Source organism: Maribacter sp. R77961, assembly GCF_044594925.1.
Taxonomy (GTDB): Bacteria; Bacteroidota; Bacteroidia; order Flavobacteriales; family Flavobacteriaceae; genus Maribacter.
Map to the genome: position 1 here is coordinate 3,268,629 of NZ_CP138991.1, position 25,526 is coordinate 3,294,154.

Here is a 25,526-nt window from a genome sequence, read left to right on the forward strand (position 1 = left end):
TATAACGCATCAGATTTAAAAATAGTTTGTAAGAAATCGCTTATTTCGATGAAATCGCGATTATTTTCGTTTAATAGTATTTAAGTATTTAAAAATCAATAAGTTACGGCGAATAAATTTATTGTATACGTTGGTTTATGGTTTCTATGGATACATTAAGAAAAAGCTTTTTTTCAGCTGCATAGTCCTCATGAGCATGAAAGAAAACATTTTCACCGTTATCCATAAGTCCCTGAACTAAATAGTAGCTACCCATGGGATACGATGTTTTTACCGTAGTTGGTATACCGGACACATCTGAAACCCGAAATTCATGTGCATAAACTATTATTTTTCGTTTGGTGTTTCCATAAGATTTAAGCACATCAATGGCAATGCTCGTAGCCTCCCCAAAAAGTGATGCGATGTATAGGTCTTTTGGATTTTTGTACAGATCCATTGGTTTTCCTTGAGCAATGATGGTTTTATCTCGCAAGACAAAAACGCGGTCGGTAAAAGGGAGCACATCATTAGCGTCGTGCGTTGCAACGATACAGGTAATACCATTTTCTTTTAAATACTTGAAAATATTTCTTCTTAAACTGTTCTTTAAAAAGTTATCTATATGTCCAAAGGGTTCATCTAGCAAAAGTATTTCTGGTTTTTGAGCCAGTACCCTAGCCAGGGCCACTCGTTGCTGTTGTCCACCGCTTAGTGTATTCACCTTTTTGTTGGCAAATTCAGTAAGTTCAATCATTTCTAGAAGTTCCTGCGTACGCGCTTTTAGTTCTTTTGGATAGAATACGGAGAGGTATTGACTAATATTTTCGGCAACCGTAGTAAATGGCATCAAATCAAAGTCCTGCGATAGGTATTTCATAAAGGATGCCCCAGGCACCAAGTGAAAGGCCGGACCAAGAACGGGTCTGTCTTCCCAAAAGATCTCACCTTGGTCTAAATCCATTAGACCATAAATAACTTTTAACAGGGTGCTTTTTCCGCAGCCACTTTCTCCTATAATGGCAACATGTTCCCGTCGTTGTATTCTTAAATTAATATCCTCTAGGACAGGTAATTTATCATAGGTATAGGAGACGTTTTCTATTCGCAGCATTTAAATGTACTATGTATGGGTATTAAAAAGGAAAATCCGTTACTATTACGAACGGATTTTCCTGTGATTTATTGATATATCCTTATTATTCCTTAAACTCTTTTAATACCGCCTGATTAGGGAGTTGACTATAACCCATATTGTATAGCGTAAACCCAAAGATATCTGCATACTGTTCAATGGTTTTGCTCACAGGAGTACCTGCACCGTGACCTGCATTGGTCTCAATACGTATAAGAGTAGGGGCGTCTCCGGCCTGTTTTTCCTGAAGTTCAGCTGCAAATTTAAAACTATGAGCAGGGACTACACGATCATCATGATCACCTGTAGTAACCATGGTCGCTGGATATGAAACACCTTCCTTTACGTTATGAACAGGTGAATATCCTTTTAAGTAGTTGAACATTTCTTCGGAATCCTCTGCCGTGCCGTAGTCATAGGCCCATCCTGCGCCTGCTGTAAATGTATGGTAGCGAAGCATATCCATAACACCAACAGCTGGCAAGGCAACCTGCATTAAATCTGGTCGTTGTGTCATTGTGGCGCCTACCAAAAGACCACCATTAGAGCCACCCCTTATGGCTAAATAATCACTAGAGGTGTATTTTTTTTCGATAAGATATTCCGCAGCGGCTATAAAATCATCGAACACATTTTGTTTTTTGGTTTTGATGCCTGCATCATGCCATTTTTTTCCATATTCCCCGCCACCTCTAAGATTTGGTACGGCATACACACCTCCCTGTTCCATCCAAACGGCATTAACTATACTAAAAGAAGGGGTAAGACTTATATTGAAGCCACCGTAGCCATATAAGATGGTCGGATTTTTACCGTTTAATTCCAATCCTTTTTTATGAGTGATGATCATAGGAACTTTAGTGCCGTCCTTTGAGGAGTAGAAGACCTGGGTAGATATATAATCTGCAGGATTAAAATCTATTTCGGGCTTCCAATATTGTTGGTACTCACCAGTTTCTACATTGTATTTGTAGGAGGAGCCTGGGGTGTTGTAATTGGTAAATGCGAAATAGAATTCCTTGTCCTCCTTTTTTCCTCCAAAACCACTGGCGCTACCAACTCCAGGAAGTTCCACTTCTCTAATTAATTTACCATCATAATCGTACTGAAGTACTTTTGAAATAGCATCGACCATATATTCTGCAAAGAAATAACCTCCACCTGTATTTGGGCTCAGTACATTCTCTGTTTCAGGAATAAAATCTACCCAATTCTCATGACTTGGATTGGCAGCATCAACAGTTACAATTTTTTGATTAGGTGCATTTCTGTTCGTGACTACGTAGAGTTTAGAACCTACGTTGTCAATGATGTAATTATCAGAATCTGTATCGGCTACCATTGGTATTAAAAGGCCATTAGGGTCCTTTAAATCCTGTACAAAAAGCTTATTTCCTGATGTGGATACCGAAGCGGAAATAATTAAATAGTTGTCATCTTCAGTTACACTGGCACCTACATAGCGATGCTTTTCCAAGGGTTTTCCCCCGTAAACCAGTTCATCATCTTTCTGGGGCGTTCCCAGTTTATGATAGTAAACCTTGTGCTGATCGGTTTTCGCAGATAGTTCGCTTCCCTTGGGCTTATCATAGCTAGAGTAATAAAAGCCATCTTTTCCACGCCAAGATATTCCGCTGAATTTGATGTCTACCAATGTGTCTTCTACAACTTCTTTGGTTTCTGTGTCTATGATGATAGCCTTGCGCCAATCGCTACCACCTTCGGAAATAAGATAAGTGGCCATAGTGCCGTCTTTTGTAAAGCGTAATCCGGCCAAAGAGGTAGTACCGTCTTCGGAAAAGGTGTTAGGGTCTAGAAATACTTCTGGCTCTTCGTCACCTTTTTGTCTATAGACGACGTATTGGTTTTGTAGACCATCATTCTTATAGAAATAGGTATAATCTCCTTCTTTAAATGGTGAACCTAGCTTTTCATAGTTCCATAATTTTGCCAACCGGTCTTTTAAATCATCCCGAAAAGGAATGTTGTCCAAATAACCAAAGGTGGTGCTGTTCTGTTCTTTTACCCAAGCTTCGGTCTCAGCACTGCGGTCATTTTCAAGCCAACGAAACGGATCTTTTACTTCGTTTCCAAAATAAGTGTCAATGGTATCAACTTTAGCGGTAGTAGGGTAGTTCACAAGGATAGGCTCTCTTTTAGTTTCGGTAGTGCAGGCAACAAGTAATATGGTTGCTGCAAAACAGGTAATTAATTTTTTCATGTTCTTAGAAATTAGTCGCGCTAAAAATAGCATAAAAAAACCTTCAAGACAGGGATGTTTTGAAGGTTTTAACACTGTTTTCTAAGTTAGCATCAGACCAATTCGTTCGCTACTAGATATTCGGCAATTTGTACGGCGTTCGTAGCTGCTCCCTTTCTTAGGTTATCTGCTACAATCCACATGTTCAGGGTATTGCGTTGTGTCTCGTCCCTTCTAATGCGACCCACAAAAACCTCGTCTTTATCATGCGCATAGATGGGCATGGGATAGGTATTGGTATCTGGATTATCCTGTACCGTAACACCAGGAGTATCGTTTAAGGTTTGACGAATTTCATTCAATTCAAAATCATTCAAGAATTCCACATTAACAGATTCAGAATGACCCCCAGCAGTAGGAATACGTACGGCGGTTGCGGAAATAGAAAAGCTTCTGTCGTCCAATATTTTTTGAGGCTCCCGTGCCAATTTCATTTCTTCTTTGGTATATCCGTTTTCCATGAATACATCGCAATGCGGAAGGGCATTGCGGCCAATAGGATAGGGATAGGCCATCTCTCCTTGAACGCCAGCTATTTCGTTCTCTAATTGTTGTACCGCTTTTACGCCGGTACCGGAAACGGATTGATAGGTAGAAATTACAACGCGCTTCATTTTATACTTCTCGTGCAACGGAGCTAATGCCATAACCAATTGTATAGTGGAGCAATTGGGGTTGGCAATAATCTTATCGGTTTTGGTGAGCTCGGCAGCATTTATTTCGGGCACCACAAGTTTCTTAGTGGGGTCCATACGCCATGCCGAAGAATTATCGATTACTGTAGTGCCAGCTTCTGCAAATTTTGGCGCCCATTCTAGAGAGGTATCACCGCCTGCAGAAAAGATAGCGATATCTGGTTTAGCAGCCACCGCATCGGCAAGTCCTATTATAGTATATTCTTTATCTAGATAGGCTAATTTTTTACCCACAGAGCGTTCCGAAGCGACCAATAATAGTTCAGTTATTGGAAAATTCCGTTCCGCTAATACTTTCAACATTACTTCGCCAACCATCCCCGTGGCACCTACAACTGCTACTTTCATTTGAACTTATTAAAATTGAAAGGCAAAAATAGGTATTCATAGGAGTTGTACAAGACAAATCATATAGAATAATCAAAATATAACAAAAAGTTATAATTACAACAAAATGACATAGGGATTAGAAGATATTGGACAGAAATAAACAGATGCTTTGGCCACGCTCAGGATGAATTCACAGAGGTAAACCAAAGCACTTTATGAGCTCACTAAAAAAGAACCGCCATTGTCGTTAGCGAAACGATAATGGCGGTTTAAGGTTAGCTGCAGTGCAGCGGCTTATCCCGAATAAATTGCGAGATATGTAATTTACTTTTTTAGTGCATCCCTAATTTCTGCAAGAAGTTCTTCTGCAGTTGGTCCTGCTGGCGCCTCTGGTGCCGGCGGAGTTTTTGTTTTATTGTAAGCTTTTACAATCATAAACATTACAAAACCTACAATGATCAAGTTAACGATGGTGTTGACCCAAGCACCCCAACGAATAGCATTTTCAGCTTTAGTCACGGTTCCATCAGCAGCAACTACCGCTTCGTCTAATACTACTTTCATATCTGCAAAGTCTATTCCTCCTGCAAAATGACCAACAACTGGCATTACAATATCAGCAACAAAACCGTTAACTACTAGGCCAACAGCACCTGCCAAGATTACGGCTACTGCGAAATCAATGACATTTCCTGTCATTATAAAATTCTTGAATTCTTTTAACATGATTTAGTGTTTTAAAATATGGTTATTATTAAGTAGCTGCAATGTATGAAAAAAAAAGGATTCTTAAAAAAACGTTAATTCCTGGTTATTAGTTCAGAATTACGCGCTTAACACGTGTAGATATAGCAGTTAACAGCTCATAAGAAATGGTGTTGGCCTTTTCTGCAAAGTGCTGTGCGGACAACTCAGGCCCAAAGACTACAACTTCGTCACCTTCTTTACAGTCAATATCAGTGATATCTATCATAATCATATCCATACAAACATTGCCTACGATAAAAGCTTTTTCACCCTTGATTTGAACATATGTTTTTCCGTTTCCGTATTGTCGACCAATACCGTCAGCATGCCCTAAAGGGAGCGTAGCTATGGTTCTTGAAGTTTCTGAGACGAAAGCCCTATTGTATCCAACACTCTCCTTAGGTGCCAATTGGTGTATTTGAGATATAATTGTTTTAAGTGAAGCTACAGGCTTTAGTTCTGAATCTACACGAGCATCATTCCCGTATCCGTAAAGGCCAATGCCACTGCGCACCATGTGAAACTGTGCTTGGGGATAATTAAGAATACCAGAGGTGTTCAATAGATGTTGAAAAGGGGCATAGTCTAATTTAGAATGAAGTTTTAAAGTGATACCCTTAAATCTTTCAATCTGACATATAGTAAATTTTTCCTCTTTTAAATCCTCTGAGGCCGCTAGATGTGAAAACAAGGAGCTTACCTTTAGCTCTTTTCGTCCATGGAGTGTTGCTGCTATGAAATCGATATCATTTTCCGAAAAGCCCAATCTGTTTAATCCCGTGTTGAACTTCAGGTGCACAGGATAATCCTTTTGGTTTTCGGCTTTGGCAATTTCTAGGAATTGCTTTAAAATGTTCGGCGTATAAATGCTAGGTTCCAAACAACGTGCTATAATGGTTTTAAAATTGACAGGCTGTGGATGTAATACCAAGATGGGTTTCGTTATGCCTAAATCGCGAAGGGTCACGCCTTCATTTACATAAGCTACAGCAAAATAATCAACACCTAGATCTTGTAGTTTCAGTGCTATTTTTTCAACGGCACTACCATAGGCAAAAGCCTTTACCACGGCTAAAAATTTAGTTTCCGGTAATAATCTAGAACGCAAATAGGCGTAGTTATGTGCTAAGGCTTTCAGGTCTATTTCTAGAACGGTTTCTCCGTAATTAGACATTGGAATCTTTTTTAGAAGCTTTTATCTCTTCTGAGGCCACGTTCATTTCTTTTACCTTTTCCTTTAGCATCGCTTTATAAAACGCTCCCCTACTCAAAGGCTCGTACTCTTCTGTTTCCCCAAGCATTACCAATTTATTACTATCGGATTTTCTAAAACTATAGTTGGCCAGGTTACCGGTTCTGGTACAAATGGCGTGTACTTTGGTCACATATTCCGCAGTGGCCATAAGTGCTGGCATGGGTCCAAAAGGATTACCTTTAAAATCCATATCCAGCCCAGCTACAATTACACGGATTCCTTTATTTGCCAAATCATTGCAAACGGTTACAATCTCGTCATCGAAAAATTGAGCTTCGTCTATTCCAATAACATCGCAGGTGTCTGCCAGTATACGAATATTGGCCGCCGCAGGAACAGGCGTGGAACGTATTTCATTCGCATCGTGAGAGACCACCATTTCATCGTCATAACGGGTATCTACCATTGGTTTAAAAATCTCTACGTTAAGTTTGGCGAACTTTGCCCGCTTTAAACGGCGTATCAATTCCTCGGTCTTACCAGAAAACATAGACCCAGCGATAACTTCTATCCAACCGAACTGTTCCTTATGGTTAACTGTATTTTCGAGAAACATTTTGTAATTTTAGAGACTAATTTAGAAAATCATCGTTAAATTTTCTGTCGTTTATTTTGATTCGGAACGAAGGAAAAATTCAAAGTAAAGTATAATTAAACTTTCAATTTTAAACGAAGTTATGCGCAAAAAGAGACAAAAAAAAGCAATCAATGATTTTTTAAAAAGTCTCTTGAACTAAAATAAGCCGTTTTTTCGTTCTAGATTATAGAATGCTAAAGTTATTTGAAAAAGAGACCTTAATACCATGAAATAGATTAATTTGTAAGCTATAAAGTTACGGTGGTCAGGGAGAAATAGTAAATAGTATAATAGTCACTTATCCTAACTGCGAGCAGAAGATAAAAAGCCTTAGATGAAAAGAAAGTTAAAACAGGAATTGGTAAAAATGTCTACGGACATTATCACATCTAGAGATATAAATGAAATTACGGAACTCTATGAGGCCGCTAAAAGGCTATACGAAAAAATAGCTGTGCTTAAATTCATTGAGGAAGAACTAAACGATATCCAAGTTGATGTTTCTAAGAGTGTCATTGCAGAGAAATTTGAGCAAATGGCAGGAGCTGTTTTGAACGCTAATGCCTCCGTACCGGAAAATAATCCGCACGAAGAGGATATTATGACTCCCGGTATGGATACGATTAAAGACATGGTTTCAGAAATGCCTAGTTCTGAGAATTTAGAAGATGTGCTTGGCGAGTTTATGGGAAAACCAGATTTAATGAAGAACGATAAAGAGTTGTTCATGCCTTCTAATGAAACCATTGAAGCCGCTCAAGAAGCTCCAAAATCATTAAATGACCGACTCGGAAATAAAGATTTAAAAGTAGACTTAAATAACAGGTTGGCTTTTGTAAAACATCTTTTTAACGATAGTACAGAAGATTACAATCGGGTATTGTCACAGTTAAATACTATTGATACGGAAGAACGTTCAGTAGCATTCATAAAGAATATGGTAAAACCTGATTATAATAATTGGGAAGGAAAAGAAGAGTACGAATTGCGTTTTATGGAACTGATAGAACGAAGGTTCGTTTAATTTGTTCGTAAGATTTAAAATAGCGCCCAACAGAAGTGTTGGGTTTTTTATGTGCAACAGCTATGCTTAAATGATTGGCAATACAAATCAAATGAAGGCAAAAAAACTTCTTTACTATTTATCGACTGGGATTTTAACGGCTATTATGTGCTTCTCGGTTTTCAATTATTTCTTTAACCATGAGATGATTACTGGTTTTTTCGAGAGTATGGGCTATCCTACGTATCTTATTTACCCTTTGGCTATAGCTAAAATATTAGGTTTAATAGCTATTTGGGGCAATTTCTCCAAATGGTTAAAAGAATGGGCATACGCTGGTTTCTTCTATGATGTGGTCTTAGCATTTTTTGCACATTGGATGATTAGTGATGGTCAGCATTTGTTTGCGGTCATTGCTTTTTTTGCAATTTTGATATCGTATTTTACGGGAAAGCAAGTAAGGCCTTAACTTTGTCCTATGGGAAAGTTATATTTGGTGCCAACGCCAATTGGTAATTTAGAGGATATTACCCTTAGAGCTATACGTATACTTAAAGAGGTAGATTTAATTTTAGCAGAAGATACACGTACTAGCGGAAAGCTACTACAGCACTTTGATATTGCTACCCAAATGCATAGTCATCATATGCACAACGAGCATAGAAGCATTGCTAATCTTATAAGTAAACTAAAAGCCGGGGCTACGTTAGCGCTAATTTCAGATGCGGGAACACCAGCAATTTCCGATCCAGGATTCCTGTTGACCCGAGCTTGTTTGGAAAATGACATTGCCGTAGAATGTTTGCCAGGACCAACCGCCTTTGTACCTGCTTTAGTCAATAGTGGGCTGCCAAACGATAAGTTTGTCTTTGAAGGTTTTCTTCCTGTTAAAAAGGGAAGACAGACTAGATTGAAGCTTTTGGCCGAAGAAACAAGAACAATAATTTTCTATGAGTCTCCTCATAAGTTATTAAAGACCTTAGCTAATTTTGTGGAATATTTTGGGGCAGACAGACCCATATCGGTATCACGGGAGCTAACCAAATTATATGAAGAAACGGTAAGAGGAACTGCAGCAGAAGTGCTTAATTATTATACCGAAAAGCCGCCTAAAGGAGAAATAGTGATTGTTGTTGGCGGCAAGAAATAGTTTCTTACATTGAACCCATGTTAGCACCATGGATTATCTCTGCATTTACGGTTATAGCCGTTTATTATCTAGACCGATGGGAGAACAAGCACGTTAAATCCTTGTTTGATTGGGTGCCCGCAATTCTTTTGGCCTATATTATTCCTGCCATTGTCTCTTATGTTTTGAATGCTGACTATTCTCAGGCAAGTATCCATAATTTCAGTAAGGACTATTTTATACCCTTGGCCATTATAGCTGTAATGAGTAGTTTGTCCTTAGGTCAACTAAAAGCAATTGGGTTAAAACCAATAGTGGTATTTGCCGCTGGGTCTTTATTTATAGCGGTATTTCCCGTATTGTTAATGTGGTTGTTTGCCGATACGGAACTTATTTCAAAAACTATAGTATCCGAAAGTTATTGGATGGGAATACCACCAATTGTTGGTAGTTGGATTGGTGGTAGCACCAGTCAATTGGTTTTAAAGGAACTAGTGGAATGCCCAGAGAATATCTTCCTTACCGTACTGGTAATGGATAATATTCTGGTCAACGTATGGACTATTCTCATGTTTCAAGGTATCAAGAAAAGTGACAAGCTCAATTCATGGTTCAAGATATCCGATATCGCTATTCCTGAAGATATTCGTGCTGAAAAAGGCGCAAAACTGAACCCTTGGCTAAGTGCATTCATACTTCTTGGGTTAGTGGTACTAACTAATTTTTTAATCGAAAGTTTTGTGGTTAAAGTGGTATTGCTATCCTTCTTAGGTTTGGCGTTGAGTAATTTTATCCCGCAATGGAATTTTAAATTCGCTTTAAAAACAGGAGGTATTTTAATAATAATCGTGATGGCCGTTTTGGGATTAAAATTACAGTTGGCTACTCTAGGCTTTAATACCCAATTTCTTGGTTTCCTTGTCGTTTGGTTAGTGGGGCATTTCATATTTATGTTACTTATTGCCAAATTACTAAACGTAAATATGGCCTGGGTACCTATAGCCAGTATGGCCAATGTAGGTGGTATTGCCACTGCTCCTGCGGTAACGGCTGCATATAATATAAGATGGATGCCACATGCCATTGTTCTGGCTATCCTAAGTATGGCCACAGGTACTTTTTGGGGTATGTTAACGATATGGTTGTTAAAGCGTTTCATGACTTCCTAGAAAAAACCAATGAAGAAATTACTCTCAGAAATTAGAGCTTGTCAAGTATGTGCGGCACACCTGCCATTAGAGCCTAGACCTATTATCACTGGAAACCAGAATTCAAAAATTATATTGGTGAGTCAGGCGCCCGGTAAGAAAGCACATGACCATAACAAGGCTTGGGACGATCCCAGTGGAAGAAAATTAAGAGAGTGGTTGGGCGTTACCGAGGAACAATTTTACAATCCCGATAATTTTGCGGTGCTTCCTATGGGCTTCTGTTTTCCTGGCAAAGCTAAAACGGGAGATTTACCTCCTCGCAAAGAATGCGCTCCATTGTGGCACGATTTGGTTTGGGAGCAATTCAAAAATGTACAATTAATTCTCTTGATCGGTAAGTATGCCCAAGACGAATATTTGAAAGAAAACTCAAAGAAAAATTTGACGGAAAACGTAAGGTCTTTTCAAGAGTTTCTTCCTACCTATTTTCCGGTACCACATCCTTCGCCTGTAAATCATTTTTGGCGGGCTAAGAATCCTTGGTTTGAAGATGAGGTTGTGGGAGAATTAAAAGAATTGATTAGTGCAATTATGAGCGAAGTGAAATAGGGTATTTTAGTTAAAACCACTAATGCCGCAAATTGAGTTAAAAGTCAAATTGTTTTTTAGAATTTCTTAAAGCTGTTTAAGAAAGAAAAACATAACAGTTTAACGAAATTTTCTTCAAATATTCTGAATTTTAGGTGTTAATCTGTCAGAAATATTAGATTTAGTGTTTTATGTTTAGATATGTGGCCACGTCATTATTTGTTGATTTCATGTTTCTTGCTTAGTAATCTTGTTTTATCACAGTTGGGGAATGAACACTGGCTTCCCCCTATTCACGCAAGATCTTCTCAGCAAGTAGGAGATCATTATATCTATTTATCAACTCCTTCACCGAATCCTTTTCAGGTTACATTATTTTATGATAACACTACTGTGAATAGAACTATATCATCTGGAAACCCTACTCGTATATTTATAGGAAATACCAAACCATCACCAATTTTCACAGGAGACTCTGAGTTAAATACGCCCTTATCAAAAGGAATTAGGATTTTTGGCAGAGAAGAGTTTTACGCTAGTTTTAGGGTGCAATCTAGAGCCCAAGCAGGTTATTTGACTACTAAGGGAGCAGATGCGTTGGGAACTTCTTTTCGTTTAGGAAGTTTGCCACAGAGTTCAGAAGTTCAAGACAAGAATTTTTTTGCTAGTATTATGGCAACTGAAGACAATACAACTGTAACCATTTTAGATTTTGATGCAATTATTTTAGAAGGACCTAACGCCCCAACAGAAGATTTAATTACCGTTGTTTTAAATCGTGGCGAAAGCTATACCGTTTCGGGCTATACAACAAGCAATGTTAATTACAGTGGATTTATTGGAGCTCAAGTATTATCAGATAAACCCGTTGCAATAAATACTGGTAATGCTTTAGGAGGGTTCCAAGGGCAAACGCGGGATTTTACCATAGATCAAATTGTGTCCCTTGAAAATGTTGGAAACGAATATATTGTTGTAGAGGGCAACGGTAATGCTATTACGGAGCGCCCTATGGTAATTGCAACCATGCCAAATACACAGATTTTCGTAAATGATGAATTTTTCGCAACTCTTTCCGATGCAGGAGATTTTGTGCTTATTCCAAATTCAAGATATCAAGGGGCATCACATAAAAACATGTATATAAATTCTTCTAAAGATATTTATGTGTATCAATTTCTAGCTGGCGAAGATAATGAAGCTACTGTAGGAATGAACTTTATACCTCCTTTGAGTTGTTTTTTTCAAAAAGAAATAGATTTAATTCCCGATGTAGATAAGATTGGAGAAACTTCCTATCAGGGAGATATTATTGCAACAGTGCAAGCGGGAAGTTTGCTCAGTGTTAATAATCAGGAGATAACAGAGTCACCGGAAAATGTTATTGGTACGGATGAATGGGTTACATATAGACTAAGCGGATATAGGGGTAATGCTAAAGTGACTGCTACAGGGCCATTAGCGGTTGGTATCTTCGGATTTAATGGAAACGCTGGCTTTGCAGGTTATTACTCGGGATTCGGGGCAGTTCCTAAAGATTCGGAAACCGCTGTTTGTTCTGAAGGATTAACGGATTTATTTGAGTTGTTGGATGGTAATCCTACAGAAGGCGGCGTATGGACAGGGCCTGATGGAAGTTTTCATTCTGGTTTTTACAATCCTGAAATCGATAGTTTGGGGAACTATAATTATTTCTTGGATAGCGAATGCGCTATTATAGACGTAAACTTAATGGTTTCTGAGGAAATTGTCCCTAAAAGTGCAGGTGAGTCCAATACTATTACACTTTGTAGGGAAGATAGACCAATAGACTTGTTTTCGGTATTGCTGGGCAATCCGGATACTGGTGGAGCGTGGGTAGACGCATCCGGAGTTATTTTTGATGGAATAATTAATCCGATGACTTTTGAAAGTGGTGTCTTTACCTATGGTATTTATGATAACCTTCCTTGTCCCGTGGTCGAAGCCACTATTGAAGTTATTATTTCCTCTGCGCCAGAAGCCATAGAGATTAAAAGCTCAGAACCTTTGATATCTAGCAGTCCTGCCGTCTTAAGTGTTTTAGCTATAGGCGGTACAGGTAATTACGAGTATCGTTTAGATCAAGGACTTTGGCAAGACCAATCAGTTTTTAATAATGTAGGCAGTGGCACCCACACTGCCTACGTAAGAGATAAAAATGGCTGTGGAGAAACATTAACTGCAAAAATCGTTACGATTGTATATGATGCTTTTTTTACCCCGAACGGGGATAACATCAACGACTTTTGGAATATTAGGAACATAGATGAATCTTTTGAATTACAGATAACCATATTTGATCGTTATGGAAAATTCATTACCCAATTAAATCCTGATGGTCCTGGTTGGAACGGCACCTATAATGGCCAAAGATTATCCACGAACGACTATTGGTTTCAACTTAAATTTAAAGAAGAAGGGATTCCTAAAGTTTTCCGCTCTCATTTTACATTGAAGCGATAAAATCTGGGATGATTCCAGAAAAGGTTTGACTAATAAGTCATAGAACTGTAGAAAGGGTAATGTGCTAGAATAATTTAAGAATTCCCATACGCCTTTCATGAAAGAAAAATACCAAAATAATAATGGTTTTCACAATAAGTTGAAACACACAGAGCACTATCAAACGAATTGATTTGTAGATGTACTTTCCAGAGAATTTTGGTAGTATGTTGATTTCCGGATTCATAATTTATGAGAAGAAATCATTCAAATTATTTCTTAGGAAGGTAGAATTAATTTAAAAAACTATAACAGCCATCGAGAACTCGATAAGCCCAAAAAATTGATTTTGAATAAGTTAACTTAATATTTTTGTTGCATGAACTATATCATCAAAATATCCCACCAGTTAACAGATTCGTTTATTTACTTAAGTTGTAAAACTTTTAATTTGAAATTCTATGTTTTTCAAAGTCAAATAGAAATTGTTCATTTTTCCCTATTTTCAATTCAATGATATCCTTATAAATGGAGTCGAGCTTTGTTTGACGTTCTAAACTTCCTAATTTCTTAACAAATATAATTTCGTGGTATCCTTCTGGCCAAGTGTTGGTGATTTCACTTTGGAAAGGAATAGACCCAAAATTCTTGGAAGTACAGGCAATCTGTTTTTCTAGGCTCAATTGCTTTCTTAATCTTACGGCAATTTGGTAACTGTTAGGAATATTGCCATACTGCTTATAGTACACCGGCGAAACGTATATGCTATCTGTGTTGGTCAACAAAATTTTCTGAAAATCTCCAACATATTTCTTTTTAGCCTCTATTTGATCTACCAAATGATAAGAAATTAGATAAGGTCCATAAATACGATTCCCGCAGCTCATTAAAAGGACAAAAAGAATAAATGAACACAAAGCTTGAGAAAGGCTTTTTATGCTAATACACTGACCCATCATGTTTTCCTTTCTCCCATCCATGTTTTCCTAAATATTGGTTGGCACTATCCACGGCACCTTCTTCAATATCCGTTCCTTGGCTATCGTTCCAACGGTTAAGGTATCCAAATAGGGAAATAACGCCCAGCATTTCTACAATTTCCCCTTCGTCCCAATGGGTATAGAGTCGCGCTTTAATTTCTGCATCAACCGCGTTGGGTACTTGAGATGCCTGTAAGGAAAAATCCAGTGCAGCACGTTCTGCCTCTGAAAAAGCAGGGTGAGTTCTATATTCCCAAATATTATCTAGCTGTTCCTGTTCAGCTCCATAACGTTCCGCAGCACGTATGGCATGTGCTTGGCAATACCTGCAACCTGTGGCATTACTACTTACCCAGGCAATCATCCGTTTTAAGGCTGAGGTTACCCGGCCTTCATTGGCCATTACGGCCATATTAAGGTTTATAAATGCTTTGGAGATTGCTGGTCTGTGTTGCATGGTTAGAATAGAATTTGGACAGAAACCAAGCGTTTCGTTAAAGAATTTGGCCAATTCTGCGGTTTCTGGGCTATGGCTAGGGTCAAGCGGTTTTACTAAAGGCATTTTAAAAATTTAGAAGTTAGAAGTGTGAATTTAGTACTACACATGGTCATCAAGCCTTTTAACAGCTATCAAATTGTTGTACTTTTATTCCTTACAAGAAACAAAAAATTATGGGTACAACAAATCATATCAGCACCAAATGGTTAGGGAATATGGCTTTTGAGAGCAATAACCCTTCAGGACACAGTTTAAAAATAGATATAGCCAAAGAAGATGGTGGAGACAGCAGTGGATTAAGGCCAAAAGCGCTCATGCTTTCTTCATTGGCAGGCTGTTCTGGATTGGATATTGCAGGACTCATCAAGAAAATGAAGTTAGAGGTCGATGAATTTCATATAGAAACCATAGCCAACCTTACCGATGAGCATCCGAAGTATTATGATAGAGTAGCGATTGAGTACCATTTTCACGGAAGTAATCTTAAAGAGGATAAATTACAACGAGCGGTAGATTTGTCCATAGAGAAATATTGCGGGGTAATGGAAATGTTCAGACGCTTTGCCGAGTTAGAGATTAAAACGGTGTTTCATAACAAGTAAAAAAGTTCAAGCGCAAGTATCAAGTTCAAATTCAAAGTATGACGGATAAAAAATTTGATTTAGAAGATAGACTTGTTGATTTTGCGGCAGCTATTGTTATATTTTGTAAAGATTTGCCTTCTGATATGACGGGGCAGTATTATGGAAATCAATTATTAAGGTCTGGTGGCAGTTCTGCCTTAAATTTTGGTGAGGCTCAAGGAACGAATACTAAAAGAGATTACATTAATAAAGCAAGCATTTGTCTTAAAGAACTAAAAGAATCAAGAGTAAACCTGAAAATCTTACATAAAGTTGAATACGGTATTACTAGTAAAAGGGATAACTTACTTGATGAAGTAGAACAACTTATTCGAATTATTGCAACAATAATTAAAAATAAAAAATAAAGTGTTGAGTCGGCTTTTGCATAAATGGACTTGCACTTGATACTTGAACTTGCACTTACAGAATGCGCTGGACCATAAAACCTAAACCTGAACAATCTAAAATCAACCAATTAGCTGCTGAGCTTAACGTTAATCATTTGGTGGCGCAATTACTTTTGCAGCGCGGTATAACAACCTTTGATGAAGCAAAAAAATTCTTCCGCCCGCAGCTTTCTGATTTACACGACCCGTTCCTTATGAAGGATATGGATGTTGCCGTAGAAAGGATAGAAACTGCGATTACAAATAACGAGAACATCTTAGTTTTTGGAGATTATGATGTTGATGGCACCACTGCAGTAGCGTTAGTGTCTTCTTATTTATTAAGTTACTACCCCAATGTGGCCACGTATATTCCCGACCGTTACGATGAGGGTTATGGGGTGTCTTATAAAGGAATCGATTTTGCAGAGGACAACGGTTTCTCACTCATTATAGCACTGGACTGCGGTGTAAAAGCAATTGAGAAGGTGACCTACGCAAGAGAAAAAGCAATTGATTTTATTATCTGCGATCATCACAGACCGGGTAAAAACTTACCGGAAGCGGTAGCAGTTTTAGATCCAAAAAGAGATGATTGTGCTTACCCTTATGATGAATTGTGCGGTTGTGGTGTAGGTTTTAAGTTAATTCAGGCCTTAGGTTCCCAGAAAGGGGAAACAATCAACGATGTAATACAATACCTTGATTTAGTGGCTACTGCAATAGGAGCGGATATTGTTCCAATAACTGGAGAGAATAGAATTCTAGCGTATTGTGGCCTACAGGTTATCAATGAGCAACCGCGAACAGGTTTTAAAGCTATTATTGATCAAATAAACAAGACTACGCTTACCATCACAGATGTGGTCTTTATAATTGCCCCAAGAATTAATGCAGCAGGTAGAATGAAGCACGGGCAGCATGCCGTTAATCTCCTCGTAGAAACCGATTTGAATAAAGCTTCCAAGTTTGCTGCCGAGATTGAAAAATTTAATACGGACAGGAGGGGGTTGGACCAAGAAATTACGCAAGAAGCATTGGTTCAAATTCAAGAAAACGATGAGGAGCAAGGATTCACTTCTGTAGTATATAAAGATACATGGCATAAGGGTGTGATTGGAATAGTGGCATCGCGTTTAACGGAAACATACTACAGGCCAACTTTGGTATTTACTAAAAGTGGTGATAAGTTGGCGGCATCTGCACGTTCGGTCAAAGGTTTTGATGTGTACAATGCGCTAGAAGGTTGTTCGGACTATATAGAGCAGTTTGGAGGCCATAAATATGCAGCGGGCTTAACCTTGACACCGAATCAATACCATAACTTTAAACATCAATTTGAAAAGGTGGTAAAGGAAACCATTGACCCACAATTACTGACACCTGAGATAACAGTCGATGCCCTTTTGGAATTAAAGGATATTACGCCAAAATTATTGCGCATTCTTAACCAATTTGCCCCTTTTGGACCGGGGAATATGAGTCCAGTTTTTATGGCGGAAAATTTAGTGGATACCGGTTATGCAAAAGGGGTAGGGCAAGAAGAAGCGCACTTAAAACTAGCAGTAACACAACAGGACAGTTACAAAATTGGGGCAATAGGCTTTAATCTTGGTGATAAGCTAAACCTAGTAACAAGCAGAAAGCCCTTTAGTGCCGTATTTTCTATTGATGAGAACGAGTGGCAAGGTAATGTAAGTCTTCAATTAAAATTAAGAGACATCAAATGAAGATAGAACATTTGGCCATTTGGGTAACTGATTTGGAGCGGACACGTAACTTTTATGAGCGTTACTTTGGGGCTATTGCAGGAGCCAAATACCATAATCCCACAAAGAAGTTCTCCTCGTATTTTTTGAGTTTTAAGGAAGGTGCTAGATTAGAATTAATGCAGAAACCAGATATTCCAGGGATGACCGATGCTTTACAGGAATATTTGGGGCTTAGTCATTTTGCCGTTGCCACTGGCTCCAAGGAAAAAGTAGATGCTTTAACCGAAGAATTAAGAACGGATGGATATTTGGTGGTTGGAGAACCAAGAACAACAGGTGATGGGTACTATGAGAGTGTTGTTCTAGACCCAGAGCAAAATAGAATTGAAATTACAATCTAGTAAATGAGTAAAGCAATAGACCCGTATGCCGCCTTACGTTTTAAGGAGTTCAATATATTTTTAGGCGTCCGTTTTGCAATGGTTTTTGCTTGGTCCATGCAATTTATTGTTATTGAATGGCAGGTATATTCCATGACCAAAGACCCACTTTCTTTAGGTATCATAGGATTAATGGAGGTAATACCTGCGGTGGGCATGGCTTTGTTCGCAGGACATATTGTAGACCAAAAGGAAAAACGCAATCTTTTAATTAAATGCATCCTTGGTTTTTCTATAGTTAGTTTTGGACTTTTTATACTCAGTTTACCGAGCATGGAGGCTAAAATGGATACGAAGACCATTTTGTATGGCATCTATTTTTTGGTGTTCCTAGGGGGTTTAGTAAGAGCTTTTTTAGGCCCAACAATTTTCTCCTTAATAGCTTTAATTGTTCCGAAAAGAATTTACCCTAATGCCGCGACTTGGAGCAGTTCTACATGGCAATTCGCATCCGTTTTGGGTCCGGCGCTGGCCGGTTTTTCCATTAGTTTAATAGGAGTACATTGGTCAATGTGTGTCATCTTTGGTTTCTCTATTTTGGCATTACTGCTCCTATTGAAAATTCCAAAAAAACCTATTCTAAATCCAAAAATAGGAGAACCCGTTTTTCAGAGTTTAAAGGAGGGTTTACAATTTGTTTTTAGGACAAAAGCTGTTTTTGGAGCCCTGACTTTAGATATGATCGCTGTACTTTTTGGTGGTGCTGTGGCCCTACTACCGGTATTTGCACAAGATATTCTCCAAGTAGGTTCCGAAGGGTTTGGTATTTTAAGGGCGGCACCTGCCGTAGGAGCATCTATTACCATGTTAGGTTCTACAAGATTTCCACTACATAGAAATGCCGGTAAAAAGCTACTTTGGGCAGTAGCAGGTTTTGGGATATGTATTATTGTTTTCGGCTTATCGCCATATTTTTGGGTATCGGTAATAGCATTATTCTTAAGTGGAGCGGTAGACGGGGTATCTATGATCATTCGCCAAACCATTCTTCAATTAAAAACTCCAGATAATATGCGGGGTAGGGTAGCCTCGGTAAATTCCATGTTCGTAGGTTCTTCTAACGAGCTCGGAGCTTTTGAAAGCGGGGTAACGGCAAAACTAATGGGAACAGTTACAGCAGTAGTGTTTGGAGGTGCCATGACCCTTTTAACGGTAGGTGTTACTGCTTTTGTTTCTCCTTCTTTTAGAAGATTAGATTTGCAAAAAGATATTGATGCCCATGAAAAGGAAGCCTAACCAAACAAATAATTTTTTAGAAAAATAGTAGCGTAAATAATTTGATCAACGCTTTACTAAAGGAAACTAAGGTGGGCTTTCGCCACGGTTATTTAATCTTTTTGGTATTTCTTTAGCGTTAAGGTGTTGCCATCAAATTCAGCATAAGTGTAGTACTTGATCCAATCGCCCAGATTGGTATATTTTGATTTACCGTTCAAATCAATTTCTAATGGAAGGTGACGGTGTCCAAAAACAAAATGATCATAATGCTGTGTTTCCAACTTCCTTTTAGCATACTGCACTAGCCATTCTTTGTCTTCCCCTAAAAATTTTGCGTCTTCGTCTCCAGAGATAAGTTTGTTCTTTACGGAGAAATATTGTGCCATCCGTACCCCCCAATCTGGGTGTAGCCATCGGAAGAACCATTTAGCAACAGGGTTGGTAAACACTTTTTTCATTCGTTTGTATCCCTTGTCATGGGGCCCAAGGCCATCTCCATGACCTATGAAAAAAGAGGTGCCGTTAATTTTATAGTGTTGGGGCTTATGAAAGACAGGAATATTCAGTTCTTCTTCAAAATAACCGTTCATCCATAAATCATGATTGCCTACAAAGTAAAATATAGGGATTCCTGCATCCGAGATTTCGGCTAATTTCCCTAAGGTTCTTGTAAAGCCTTTTGGTACTACCGTTTTAAATTCCATCCAGAAATCGAACAGATCACCAAGTAAAAAGATAGCACCAGCATCCGTTTTTATTTCATCTAACCAGGCTACAAACTTTTTCTCTCTGGGATAACTGGCCTCCATGGTAGGTGCTCCCAAATGATTATCACTGGCGAAATATACTTTTTTCCCTTTGGGTAGTTCTAAAGTTGTCATACGAGTTTACAAATATAACGGAATAGTATTTTGCTCTGGGAAAAGCGTCAACTTTCATTTCTAAAGAGCAAAGCATCCTTTTAATTATAAACTATTTTGATAAAGCTAAACGGTAGGCATATAGTTACCGCAATAAAATTAGATAAATGAATAACGATATTAAGACTATTGAAAATAAGATTAAGGAAATAATCGAGAAGAATGAAGATTCCATAAGGGGTTTTGAAAAGGCGGCGGAAAACGCAAAAGAAATAGGAATTAAGACCTATTTTGAAAATAGAGCAAATCAGCGTAAGCTTTTTGTAAAAACATTGCATAATGCAGTCCCAGAACTAAAAACCGAAGATGCGAATAATGACGGTACTACCAAAGGAAGTATGCACAGGGCTTGGATGGACGTAAAAGCATTTTTCTCTGGAGATAATGATGAAGCCATGTTGGAAGAGGCGGTACGAGGAGATAAGTCCGCCGTATCAGAATACAATAAAATGCTGGCAGAAACAATGGTGCCCCATAGGGTTAAAGAAATTATTAGAGAACAGAGAGACACCATACAAAATGATTTAGAAACTTCTAAAATATTAGAGGAGATAGCGTAAAAAACCTGTTACATAATAAGAACAAAAAATCGGAGCCCTAAAAGTTCCGATTTTTTTATGCTTAACAAGCCAAATAGTTTATTACTTGTTATCGCTTGCAAACCACTCTGCAAAAGAGGTTTCTGTCTCTTGTAGTTTTAAGGAAAATAACTTTATGTTCTCCGGAAGACGAGCTGTTATTTTGGCCGCAAAATCTATGACCATATTTTCACTTGTGGGCTGGTAATCTGCTAAAATAACATTATGCCCTCTATCCGTTAGCTCCTTGGCCAACTCTACATGGGGCGTATTCTTGTTAAAGACCGTTGCATGATCAAACTTATTTACAATTTCTTCCTTGACTATTTTTTTTAAATCACCAAAATCTATGACCATACCTAACTTAACATGAGCAGTATCCGTTATGGGCGTGCCTATTACCGTTACGGAAAGTTTATAGCTATGGCCATGCACATTTCTACATTTTCCATCATAACCGTATAGGGCGTGACCTGTTTCAAAATTAAATTGCTTGGTGATTCTAATAGTTGACATTACGATATAATTAGCTCCCAAAGGTAGGAATTCTTGTGGAAGGGGATAGGTTTAATATAACAATGCTTAGCTACTACGATATAATAAATAGGACCCGCCAATAACTAAAAAGGGTGAGGCGACCATTAACAGGATAACACTCCATCTATATAGTCCCCAAAAAGAAACCGTTCTTGCTTTTTCAGGGTTAGTTCTATCATATATCAGCTGTACTTTTTCTCCTATTTCGTAAGCAGGAGGGCTAGAACTTATACCGCTTTTAAACCTTTGTTTGTTTTGTGACCTATCGGTAAATTCAAAAACCGGAGTATACATTGTACTACCATCACTCCTGTGTGTAGAAAATTCAATGACCACTGCCGTTGTCCTTATTCCTTTCTCCACAAGGTTTTGAGTTTTCTGAAATTGAGTAAATGCAATATAGGCTAGGAATGTGCCAATAAGAAAAAGAAAAGCATAAAAGAGGATCCACAGCATAACTTTATTCTTACGCATCCTTTTTTAACGCTTGAACTTACGTCTGGTTCTTACTCTGTTCACAAAATAGATTACTACTACGAACAAGGCTAGGATTGGGAAAACAAGATCACCGTTTAAAAAATTGAAAAACTCCATTAGAATAAATTTAGAAATAGAACGAAAAGCCCCAAGGATTAGTATTCCCAAATTGCAGCTTTTATTGTTTCAGCACGTTCTGTTACATCTTTTGTCTTTGCGGACCATATTTCCTTACCTGAATTCTCATGTTTTTTCGTTTCCAAGACAAAGATCAATGCTTTGATTTTAATGTTATTTGAATATTACTTTTTAAACTTAGAAATGGCATTTTTGGTAAAATCCGAAAGCGCTAATTTTCCGGTTATGGCAGCACGTTCTAAAAGCAGTTTATCCCAATGCGAAGTATTTTTCCATAATACTTTTTTTAACTCCTCCAATGCATCTGGGTTGTACGCAGCAAGTTTTTGCGCAAAGAAATCCAGCTCCTTGTCTAGTTCCGTTATGTCGTCGAATACTTTTGAAAACAACCCCTTTTCTTTTACCCAGTAAGCATTTTTCCACTCGGTGGGTGCAAGGCTAAGCTCGGAAATTGCCGCAGCACCTATTTTCCTTTCCACCGCTGGCGCAATGACCAATGGAGCTATACCAATGGATAGTTCAGATAAACGTATGGCAGAAGCTTCCGTGGCAAAAACATAATCACAGGCAGCTGCCAGACCAACGCCACCACCAACGGTCTTTCCCTGTACGCGGCCCACAATAATTTTGGAACACATTCGCATGGCATTAATAACGTGCGCAAAGCCACTAAAAAAGACTTTACCTTCTTCCAGATTAGAGACCGCTACGAGTTCATCAAACGATGCTCCGGCACAAAAGGCTCGGTCTCCTTCAGATTTTAAAACGATAACCGAGATGTTGCTATTTTCGGAAAGCTTGTCCAGTTCGGCGGTTAAACGGCCCAGTAGTTCCGAAGTAAATGAATTACTAGCTGGGTGACCAAACTCCACGACGGCGACCTTGCCATCAATTTTGGTGTACAAGCTTCCATTTTCCCTGTTGGTTCCCATATATTTTCATTTAAGGGTTATATAGTCGATTACGCTGCGAAATTAAATAGGGTTAGACCCTTTTCAAAATTACATGTTTTGCAATAAGGGTCGAAACTTTTTTCTAAACTTCCAAACCAAGGCCCCACCCCTTATCACCATCCAAACGGTAAAGGCAATCCATATTCCGGTTAAATCCCACTCTAGGTATTTGCCCAGGAAAAGTGTGGGAACGAAACCTAAAAAAGTAGCGGATAAAAGGGTGTTTCTGAGGTATTTCATTTCTCCTAAACCTTTAAATAATCCATCCAGAACAAAGGCTAAGGTATTCATGGGTAGTCCAAGTATCACTATAAAGAATATGGTGTAGAAGGTATTTAGTACTAGTGTTTCTTTAGAGAAAAGACTACCTATCGGATAATAAAATATAAATCCAAGCCCCATTAAGATCAGACTTACGAATAATCCGTACAGGGTAATTTTCTTTGCTAAGAACCACAATCCGTTATAGTCTTTAGCACCTAAAAGTTTGCCTCCCATAATATTACCGGCAGCTCCATAACCATCAATGAAGAAAGCCGAAAATAACCAAATGTTTATAGCTATGGTATGGGCGCCAATATAGACATCACCCAGAGCTGTTGCTTCCCTGACTGCAAGAATTAAGGCGGTATTTAAAGCGATAGCCCTAACGAATAGGTTAAGACTCATGATGACCAAGCGCCCCAGTTCTGGATGAACGGGAAATTTTAGCTTAAGGCTAATATCTGTTTTGGTAAGTAACAATATAAAAGCCATTATGGCCATAATAGCTTGTGCGATTAAACTGGCATACGCTGCACCATCTAGGTATAGTGGTTCTAGGAGACCATCAATTCCATAAACTAGGATTACATCCAAGATTACATTTAAAACTGCGCCGGTTATTGCGATAACCATAGGCCAATACGTATTTTGAAGCCCTCTAAAAATACCCATCACCGCAAATACGAAAAGTGTTAACGGAAAGCCCCAAACCCTAATGCTATAGTAGCTGATACAGTAGTTTAAAATCTTACCCGAGGCATTTAGGAGTTGAAAAATTTCCTCAACAATAAATACAGTAGAAAGTAGTATTACAATACTCAGCCCTATATTAAGAAAAATTGCTTGCGCTGGTAATGTTTTTACCTCCTCTAATTTTCCCGCTCCTAGATATTGAGAAATAATTGCGGAGATAGCACTTCTGGTTTGTCCAAGAATCCATATTAGCATGGATAGAAAAGAACCTACAATACCTGCCGCCGCCAAGGATTCTATACCATCAACAGGAATATTACCCACTATGGCAGTATCCGTTATGGATAGTAGGGGTTCTGCAATTCCTGCTATGGTGGCGGGAATGGCAAGTTTGTTTATTGTTTTAAAGTTGATGATTGTCTTCAAGAAATAATATTAAAGCACTAATTCGTAACAATGAAAAGGGTGTTTGCTTTGGTCAAGCAGATAAATGTCTTGCAATTTTTGGTAGCCCCTAGTTTCATAGAATTTTTGATTTCGTTTATTCTGGCTAAAGGTATCTAAACGAACGGATAGGTAATGGTTGGTACGTGCATATTCTTCGGCAAAATTCATTAATTGTTGTGCAAAGCCCTTTCCTTGTTGAGAAGGGTGTACGGCAAGCCTATGTATATAAACGTTATTAAGCTGTGTGAGCCATTTTACATGTTGATATTCTTTGTCCATTACCGAAGAAATAACCATGCAACCGATGAGGTTGTTCCCTTCCTTTAAAACGTAGAGTTCTTTACGTTCCAAATCTGTTAAGAATTGTGCTTTATTTGGATAAGACGTGGTCCATTGAAATATAGCTTTGGACTCCATATGCAACCTACAGGCCTCGGTTAAATGAAGAATATCCGGAATTTGGGATATCTTTGCATGTTGAATCATAAAACGAATTTATATTAATTGTAAATTTAGAGGAATAATCAACAACTGTATTATGACTAATATTCTAGTTCCGATAGGTAATTCTGCCGAGGCACACCATACCTTACAATATGCTGTGGATTTTGCAACGGATTTTGGCGCCAATGTTTTTGTGATTGAAGTTTTTAATGCCACTTCTAAGACAGGAACGCTAGCCAATATTTCCAAGAAAATTGTGGAAAGTAGTAAAGAGCGTCTAAAAGAGGTAATCGCTCAGATTGATGCGAAGCAAACTGATATTAAAATCGCTTCTTACAATGGGGAGCTGGTAGATGGCCTACATGAAATAGATAAGGAGCTGGGTATAGATTTAATAATTTTGGCACCTAGGAGTCATGATATACAGGAAGAATTATTTTTAGGATATACTTCAGGTAGGATAATAAAACAGACAGATATACCCACATTGGTAGTTCCAAGGGGCACAACATACGTTCCTTTTAAGAATGTTTTGGTGGCGTTTAAATCTGGTATTCTGAAAAGAAAAAGAACCATAGACCCATTGGTTACTATTACGGATAAGCATAGGGCTACTGTTAACCTATTGTTGGTGAAGACTCCGGGTTACGCTGATGAAGATTTAATGGTCAATTCTTGTTTAATGGATATTAGCAGTCAACTCACCATAACTGAGAATGCAACCACATATCAAGGAGTTTTAGAGCACTTTCAGTCTAAACAGCCAGATTTGCTCTGTGTATTTAGGCGCAAGAGAGGATTTTTTAAGAAATTATGGGAAAAGAGTACTATTTTAAAAGCCGAGTTTTCTGCACCGGTTCCGGTACTTATCTTGAGTTCTAAGAAAGACTAATCAGGATTTT

Annotated in this window: 27 protein-coding genes; 13 read left to right on the forward strand and 14 right to left on the reverse strand. The window is 38.3% G+C overall.

What is annotated here, in order from left to right; translation table 11 throughout:
* Positions 1 to 118: 118 nt before the first annotated feature.
* The 6 genes from SJY09_RS14030 to SJY09_RS14055 form a co-directional block, all read right to left on the reverse strand.
* Positions 119 to 1,093 (reverse strand): ABC transporter ATP-binding protein, encoded by a 975-nt coding sequence (locus SJY09_RS14030; RefSeq protein ID WP_396636343.1) that lies wholly within the window; start codon positions 1,091 to 1,093, stop codon positions 119 to 121.
* Between the two features lie 85 nt (positions 1,094 to 1,178).
* Complete coding sequence (locus SJY09_RS14035; RefSeq protein ID WP_396636344.1) at positions 1,179 to 3,335, reverse strand: prolyl oligopeptidase family protein; 2,157 nt, start codon at positions 3,333 to 3,335, stop codon at positions 1,179 to 1,181.
* A gap of 92 nt (positions 3,336 to 3,427) precedes the next feature.
* A complete protein-coding gene (locus SJY09_RS14040; RefSeq protein WP_396636345.1) occupies positions 3,428 to 4,417 on the reverse strand; it encodes an aspartate-semialdehyde dehydrogenase in 990 nt (329 codons plus the stop codon).
* A 306-nt stretch (positions 4,418 to 4,723) separates the two neighbouring features.
* A complete protein-coding gene (gene mscL, locus SJY09_RS14045; RefSeq protein ID WP_396636346.1) occupies positions 4,724 to 5,125 on the reverse strand; it encodes a large conductance mechanosensitive channel protein MscL in 402 nt (133 codons plus the stop codon).
* A gap of 88 nt (positions 5,126 to 5,213) precedes the next feature.
* On the reverse strand, positions 5,214 to 6,320 hold the full coding sequence (alr, locus tag SJY09_RS14050; protein WP_396636347.1) for an alanine racemase: 1,107 nt from the start codon (positions 6,318 to 6,320) through the stop codon (positions 5,214 to 5,216).
* Complete coding sequence (locus SJY09_RS14055; protein ID WP_396636348.1) at positions 6,313 to 6,957, reverse strand: thymidine kinase; 645 nt, start codon at positions 6,955 to 6,957, stop codon at positions 6,313 to 6,315. The genes alr and SJY09_RS14055 overlap by 8 nt, the downstream gene beginning before the upstream one ends.
* Before the next feature lie 355 nt (positions 6,958 to 7,312).
* Here SJY09_RS14055 and SJY09_RS14060 point away from each other — a divergent pair, with 355 nt between their 5' ends.
* From SJY09_RS14060 to SJY09_RS14085, 6 genes are all read left to right on the forward strand, one after another.
* Positions 7,313 to 8,002 (forward strand): hypothetical protein, encoded by a 690-nt coding sequence (locus SJY09_RS14060; protein ID WP_396636349.1) that lies wholly within the window; start codon positions 7,313 to 7,315, stop codon positions 8,000 to 8,002.
* A 91-nt stretch (positions 8,003 to 8,093) separates the two neighbouring features.
* On the forward strand, positions 8,094 to 8,450 hold the full coding sequence (locus tag SJY09_RS14065; protein WP_396636350.1) for a DoxX family protein: 357 nt from the start codon (positions 8,094 to 8,096) through the stop codon (positions 8,448 to 8,450).
* A gap of 9 nt (positions 8,451 to 8,459) precedes the next feature.
* Entirely contained in the window at positions 8,460 to 9,131 is a 672-nt protein-coding gene (gene rsmI, locus SJY09_RS14070; protein WP_396636351.1) for a 16S rRNA (cytidine(1402)-2'-O)-methyltransferase, read from the forward strand.
* Between the two features lie 17 nt (positions 9,132 to 9,148).
* On the forward strand, positions 9,149 to 10,279 hold the full coding sequence (locus SJY09_RS14075; protein WP_396636352.1) for a DUF819 family protein: 1,131 nt from the start codon (positions 9,149 to 9,151) through the stop codon (positions 10,277 to 10,279).
* Positions 10,280 to 10,288: 9 nt separating this feature from the next.
* Positions 10,289 to 10,870, forward strand: coding sequence for a uracil-DNA glycosylase family protein (locus SJY09_RS14080; RefSeq protein ID WP_396636353.1), 582 nt, complete (start codon positions 10,289 to 10,291; stop codon positions 10,868 to 10,870).
* A 372-nt stretch (positions 10,871 to 11,242) separates the two neighbouring features.
* Complete coding sequence (locus tag SJY09_RS14085) at positions 11,243 to 13,333, forward strand: T9SS type B sorting domain-containing protein (RefSeq protein WP_396636354.1); 2,091 nt, start codon at positions 11,243 to 11,245, stop codon at positions 13,331 to 13,333.
* Positions 13,334 to 13,758: 425 nt separating this feature from the next.
* On the opposite strand, the gene SJY09_RS14090 is transcribed toward SJY09_RS14085, so the two are convergent.
* Both SJY09_RS14090 and SJY09_RS14095 read right to left on the reverse strand, forming a co-directional pair.
* On the reverse strand, positions 13,759 to 14,292 hold the full coding sequence (locus SJY09_RS14090; RefSeq protein ID WP_396638648.1) for a hypothetical protein: 534 nt from the start codon (positions 14,290 to 14,292) through the stop codon (positions 13,759 to 13,761).
* Positions 14,252 to 14,854 (reverse strand): carboxymuconolactone decarboxylase family protein, encoded by a 603-nt coding sequence (locus tag SJY09_RS14095; RefSeq protein WP_396636355.1) that lies wholly within the window; start codon positions 14,852 to 14,854, stop codon positions 14,252 to 14,254. Before SJY09_RS14095 ends, SJY09_RS14090 begins: the two co-directional genes overlap by 41 nt.
* A gap of 110 nt (positions 14,855 to 14,964) precedes the next feature.
* Here SJY09_RS14095 and SJY09_RS14100 point away from each other — a divergent pair, with 110 nt between their 5' ends.
* From SJY09_RS14100 to SJY09_RS14120, 5 genes are all read left to right on the forward strand, one after another.
* Positions 14,965 to 15,393, forward strand: a complete 429-nt coding sequence (locus SJY09_RS14100; protein WP_396636356.1) for an OsmC family protein — start codon at positions 14,965 to 14,967, stop codon at positions 15,391 to 15,393.
* A 38-nt stretch (positions 15,394 to 15,431) separates the two neighbouring features.
* Entirely contained in the window at positions 15,432 to 15,782 is a 351-nt protein-coding gene (locus tag SJY09_RS14105) for a four helix bundle protein (protein WP_396636357.1), read from the forward strand.
* Between the two features lie 62 nt (positions 15,783 to 15,844).
* Positions 15,845 to 17,533, forward strand: coding sequence for a single-stranded-DNA-specific exonuclease RecJ (gene recJ, locus SJY09_RS14110; protein WP_396636358.1), 1,689 nt, complete (start codon positions 15,845 to 15,847; stop codon positions 17,531 to 17,533).
* Positions 17,530 to 17,916, forward strand: coding sequence for a VOC family protein (locus SJY09_RS14115; protein ID WP_396636359.1), 387 nt, complete (start codon positions 17,530 to 17,532; stop codon positions 17,914 to 17,916). The genes recJ and SJY09_RS14115 overlap by 4 nt, the downstream gene beginning before the upstream one ends.
* Before the next feature lie 3 nt (positions 17,917 to 17,919).
* On the forward strand, positions 17,920 to 19,191 hold the full coding sequence (locus tag SJY09_RS14120) for an MFS transporter (RefSeq protein ID WP_396636360.1): 1,272 nt from the start codon (positions 17,920 to 17,922) through the stop codon (positions 19,189 to 19,191).
* Positions 19,192 to 19,283: 92 nt separating this feature from the next.
* On the opposite strand, the gene SJY09_RS14125 is transcribed toward SJY09_RS14120, so the two are convergent.
* The gene (locus SJY09_RS14125) at positions 19,284 to 20,054 is read right to left on the reverse strand and encodes a UDP-2,3-diacylglucosamine diphosphatase (protein WP_396636361.1); all 771 of its coding nucleotides are present in this window, start codon (positions 20,052 to 20,054) and stop codon (positions 19,284 to 19,286) included.
* 146 nt (positions 20,055 to 20,200) lie between these two features.
* Between SJY09_RS14125 and SJY09_RS14130 the strand changes: the two genes are divergently transcribed.
* Positions 20,201 to 20,653, forward strand: coding sequence for a PA2169 family four-helix-bundle protein (locus SJY09_RS14130; RefSeq protein WP_396636362.1), 453 nt, complete (start codon positions 20,201 to 20,203; stop codon positions 20,651 to 20,653).
* Positions 20,654 to 20,734: 81 nt separating this feature from the next.
* Here SJY09_RS14130 and SJY09_RS14135 read toward each other — a convergent pair whose 3' ends face one another.
* The 5 genes from SJY09_RS14135 to SJY09_RS14155 all read right to left on the reverse strand — a co-directional run bounded on the left by SJY09_RS14135 (position 20,735) and on the right by SJY09_RS14155 (position 24,666).
* Positions 20,735 to 21,187: a 6-pyruvoyl trahydropterin synthase family protein gene (locus SJY09_RS14135; protein WP_396636363.1), complete on the reverse strand. Its 453-nt coding sequence runs from the start codon at positions 21,185 to 21,187 to the stop codon at positions 20,735 to 20,737.
* 66 nt (positions 21,188 to 21,253) lie between these two features.
* Positions 21,254 to 21,682 (reverse strand): DUF3592 domain-containing protein, encoded by a 429-nt coding sequence (locus tag SJY09_RS14140; RefSeq protein WP_396636364.1) that lies wholly within the window; start codon positions 21,680 to 21,682, stop codon positions 21,254 to 21,256.
* Between the two features lie 305 nt (positions 21,683 to 21,987).
* Positions 21,988 to 22,755 carry an enoyl-CoA hydratase/isomerase family protein gene (locus SJY09_RS14145; RefSeq protein WP_396636365.1) on the reverse strand — a complete coding sequence of 256 codons (768 nt, stop codon included), beginning with the start codon at positions 22,753 to 22,755 and terminating at the stop codon, positions 21,988 to 21,990.
* 69 nt (positions 22,756 to 22,824) lie between these two features.
* Positions 22,825 to 24,159, reverse strand: a complete 1,335-nt coding sequence (locus SJY09_RS14150) for an MATE family efflux transporter (RefSeq protein ID WP_396636366.1) — start codon at positions 24,157 to 24,159, stop codon at positions 22,825 to 22,827.
* Positions 24,160 to 24,168: 9 nt separating this feature from the next.
* Entirely contained in the window at positions 24,169 to 24,666 is a 498-nt protein-coding gene (locus SJY09_RS14155) for a GNAT family N-acetyltransferase (protein WP_396636367.1), read from the reverse strand.
* 52 nt (positions 24,667 to 24,718) lie between these two features.
* Here SJY09_RS14155 and SJY09_RS14160 point away from each other — a divergent pair, with 52 nt between their 5' ends.
* A complete protein-coding gene (locus SJY09_RS14160) occupies positions 24,719 to 25,516 on the forward strand; it encodes a universal stress protein (RefSeq protein ID WP_396636368.1) in 798 nt (265 codons plus the stop codon).
* The last annotated feature ends 10 nt before the right edge of the window (positions 25,517 to 25,526 follow it).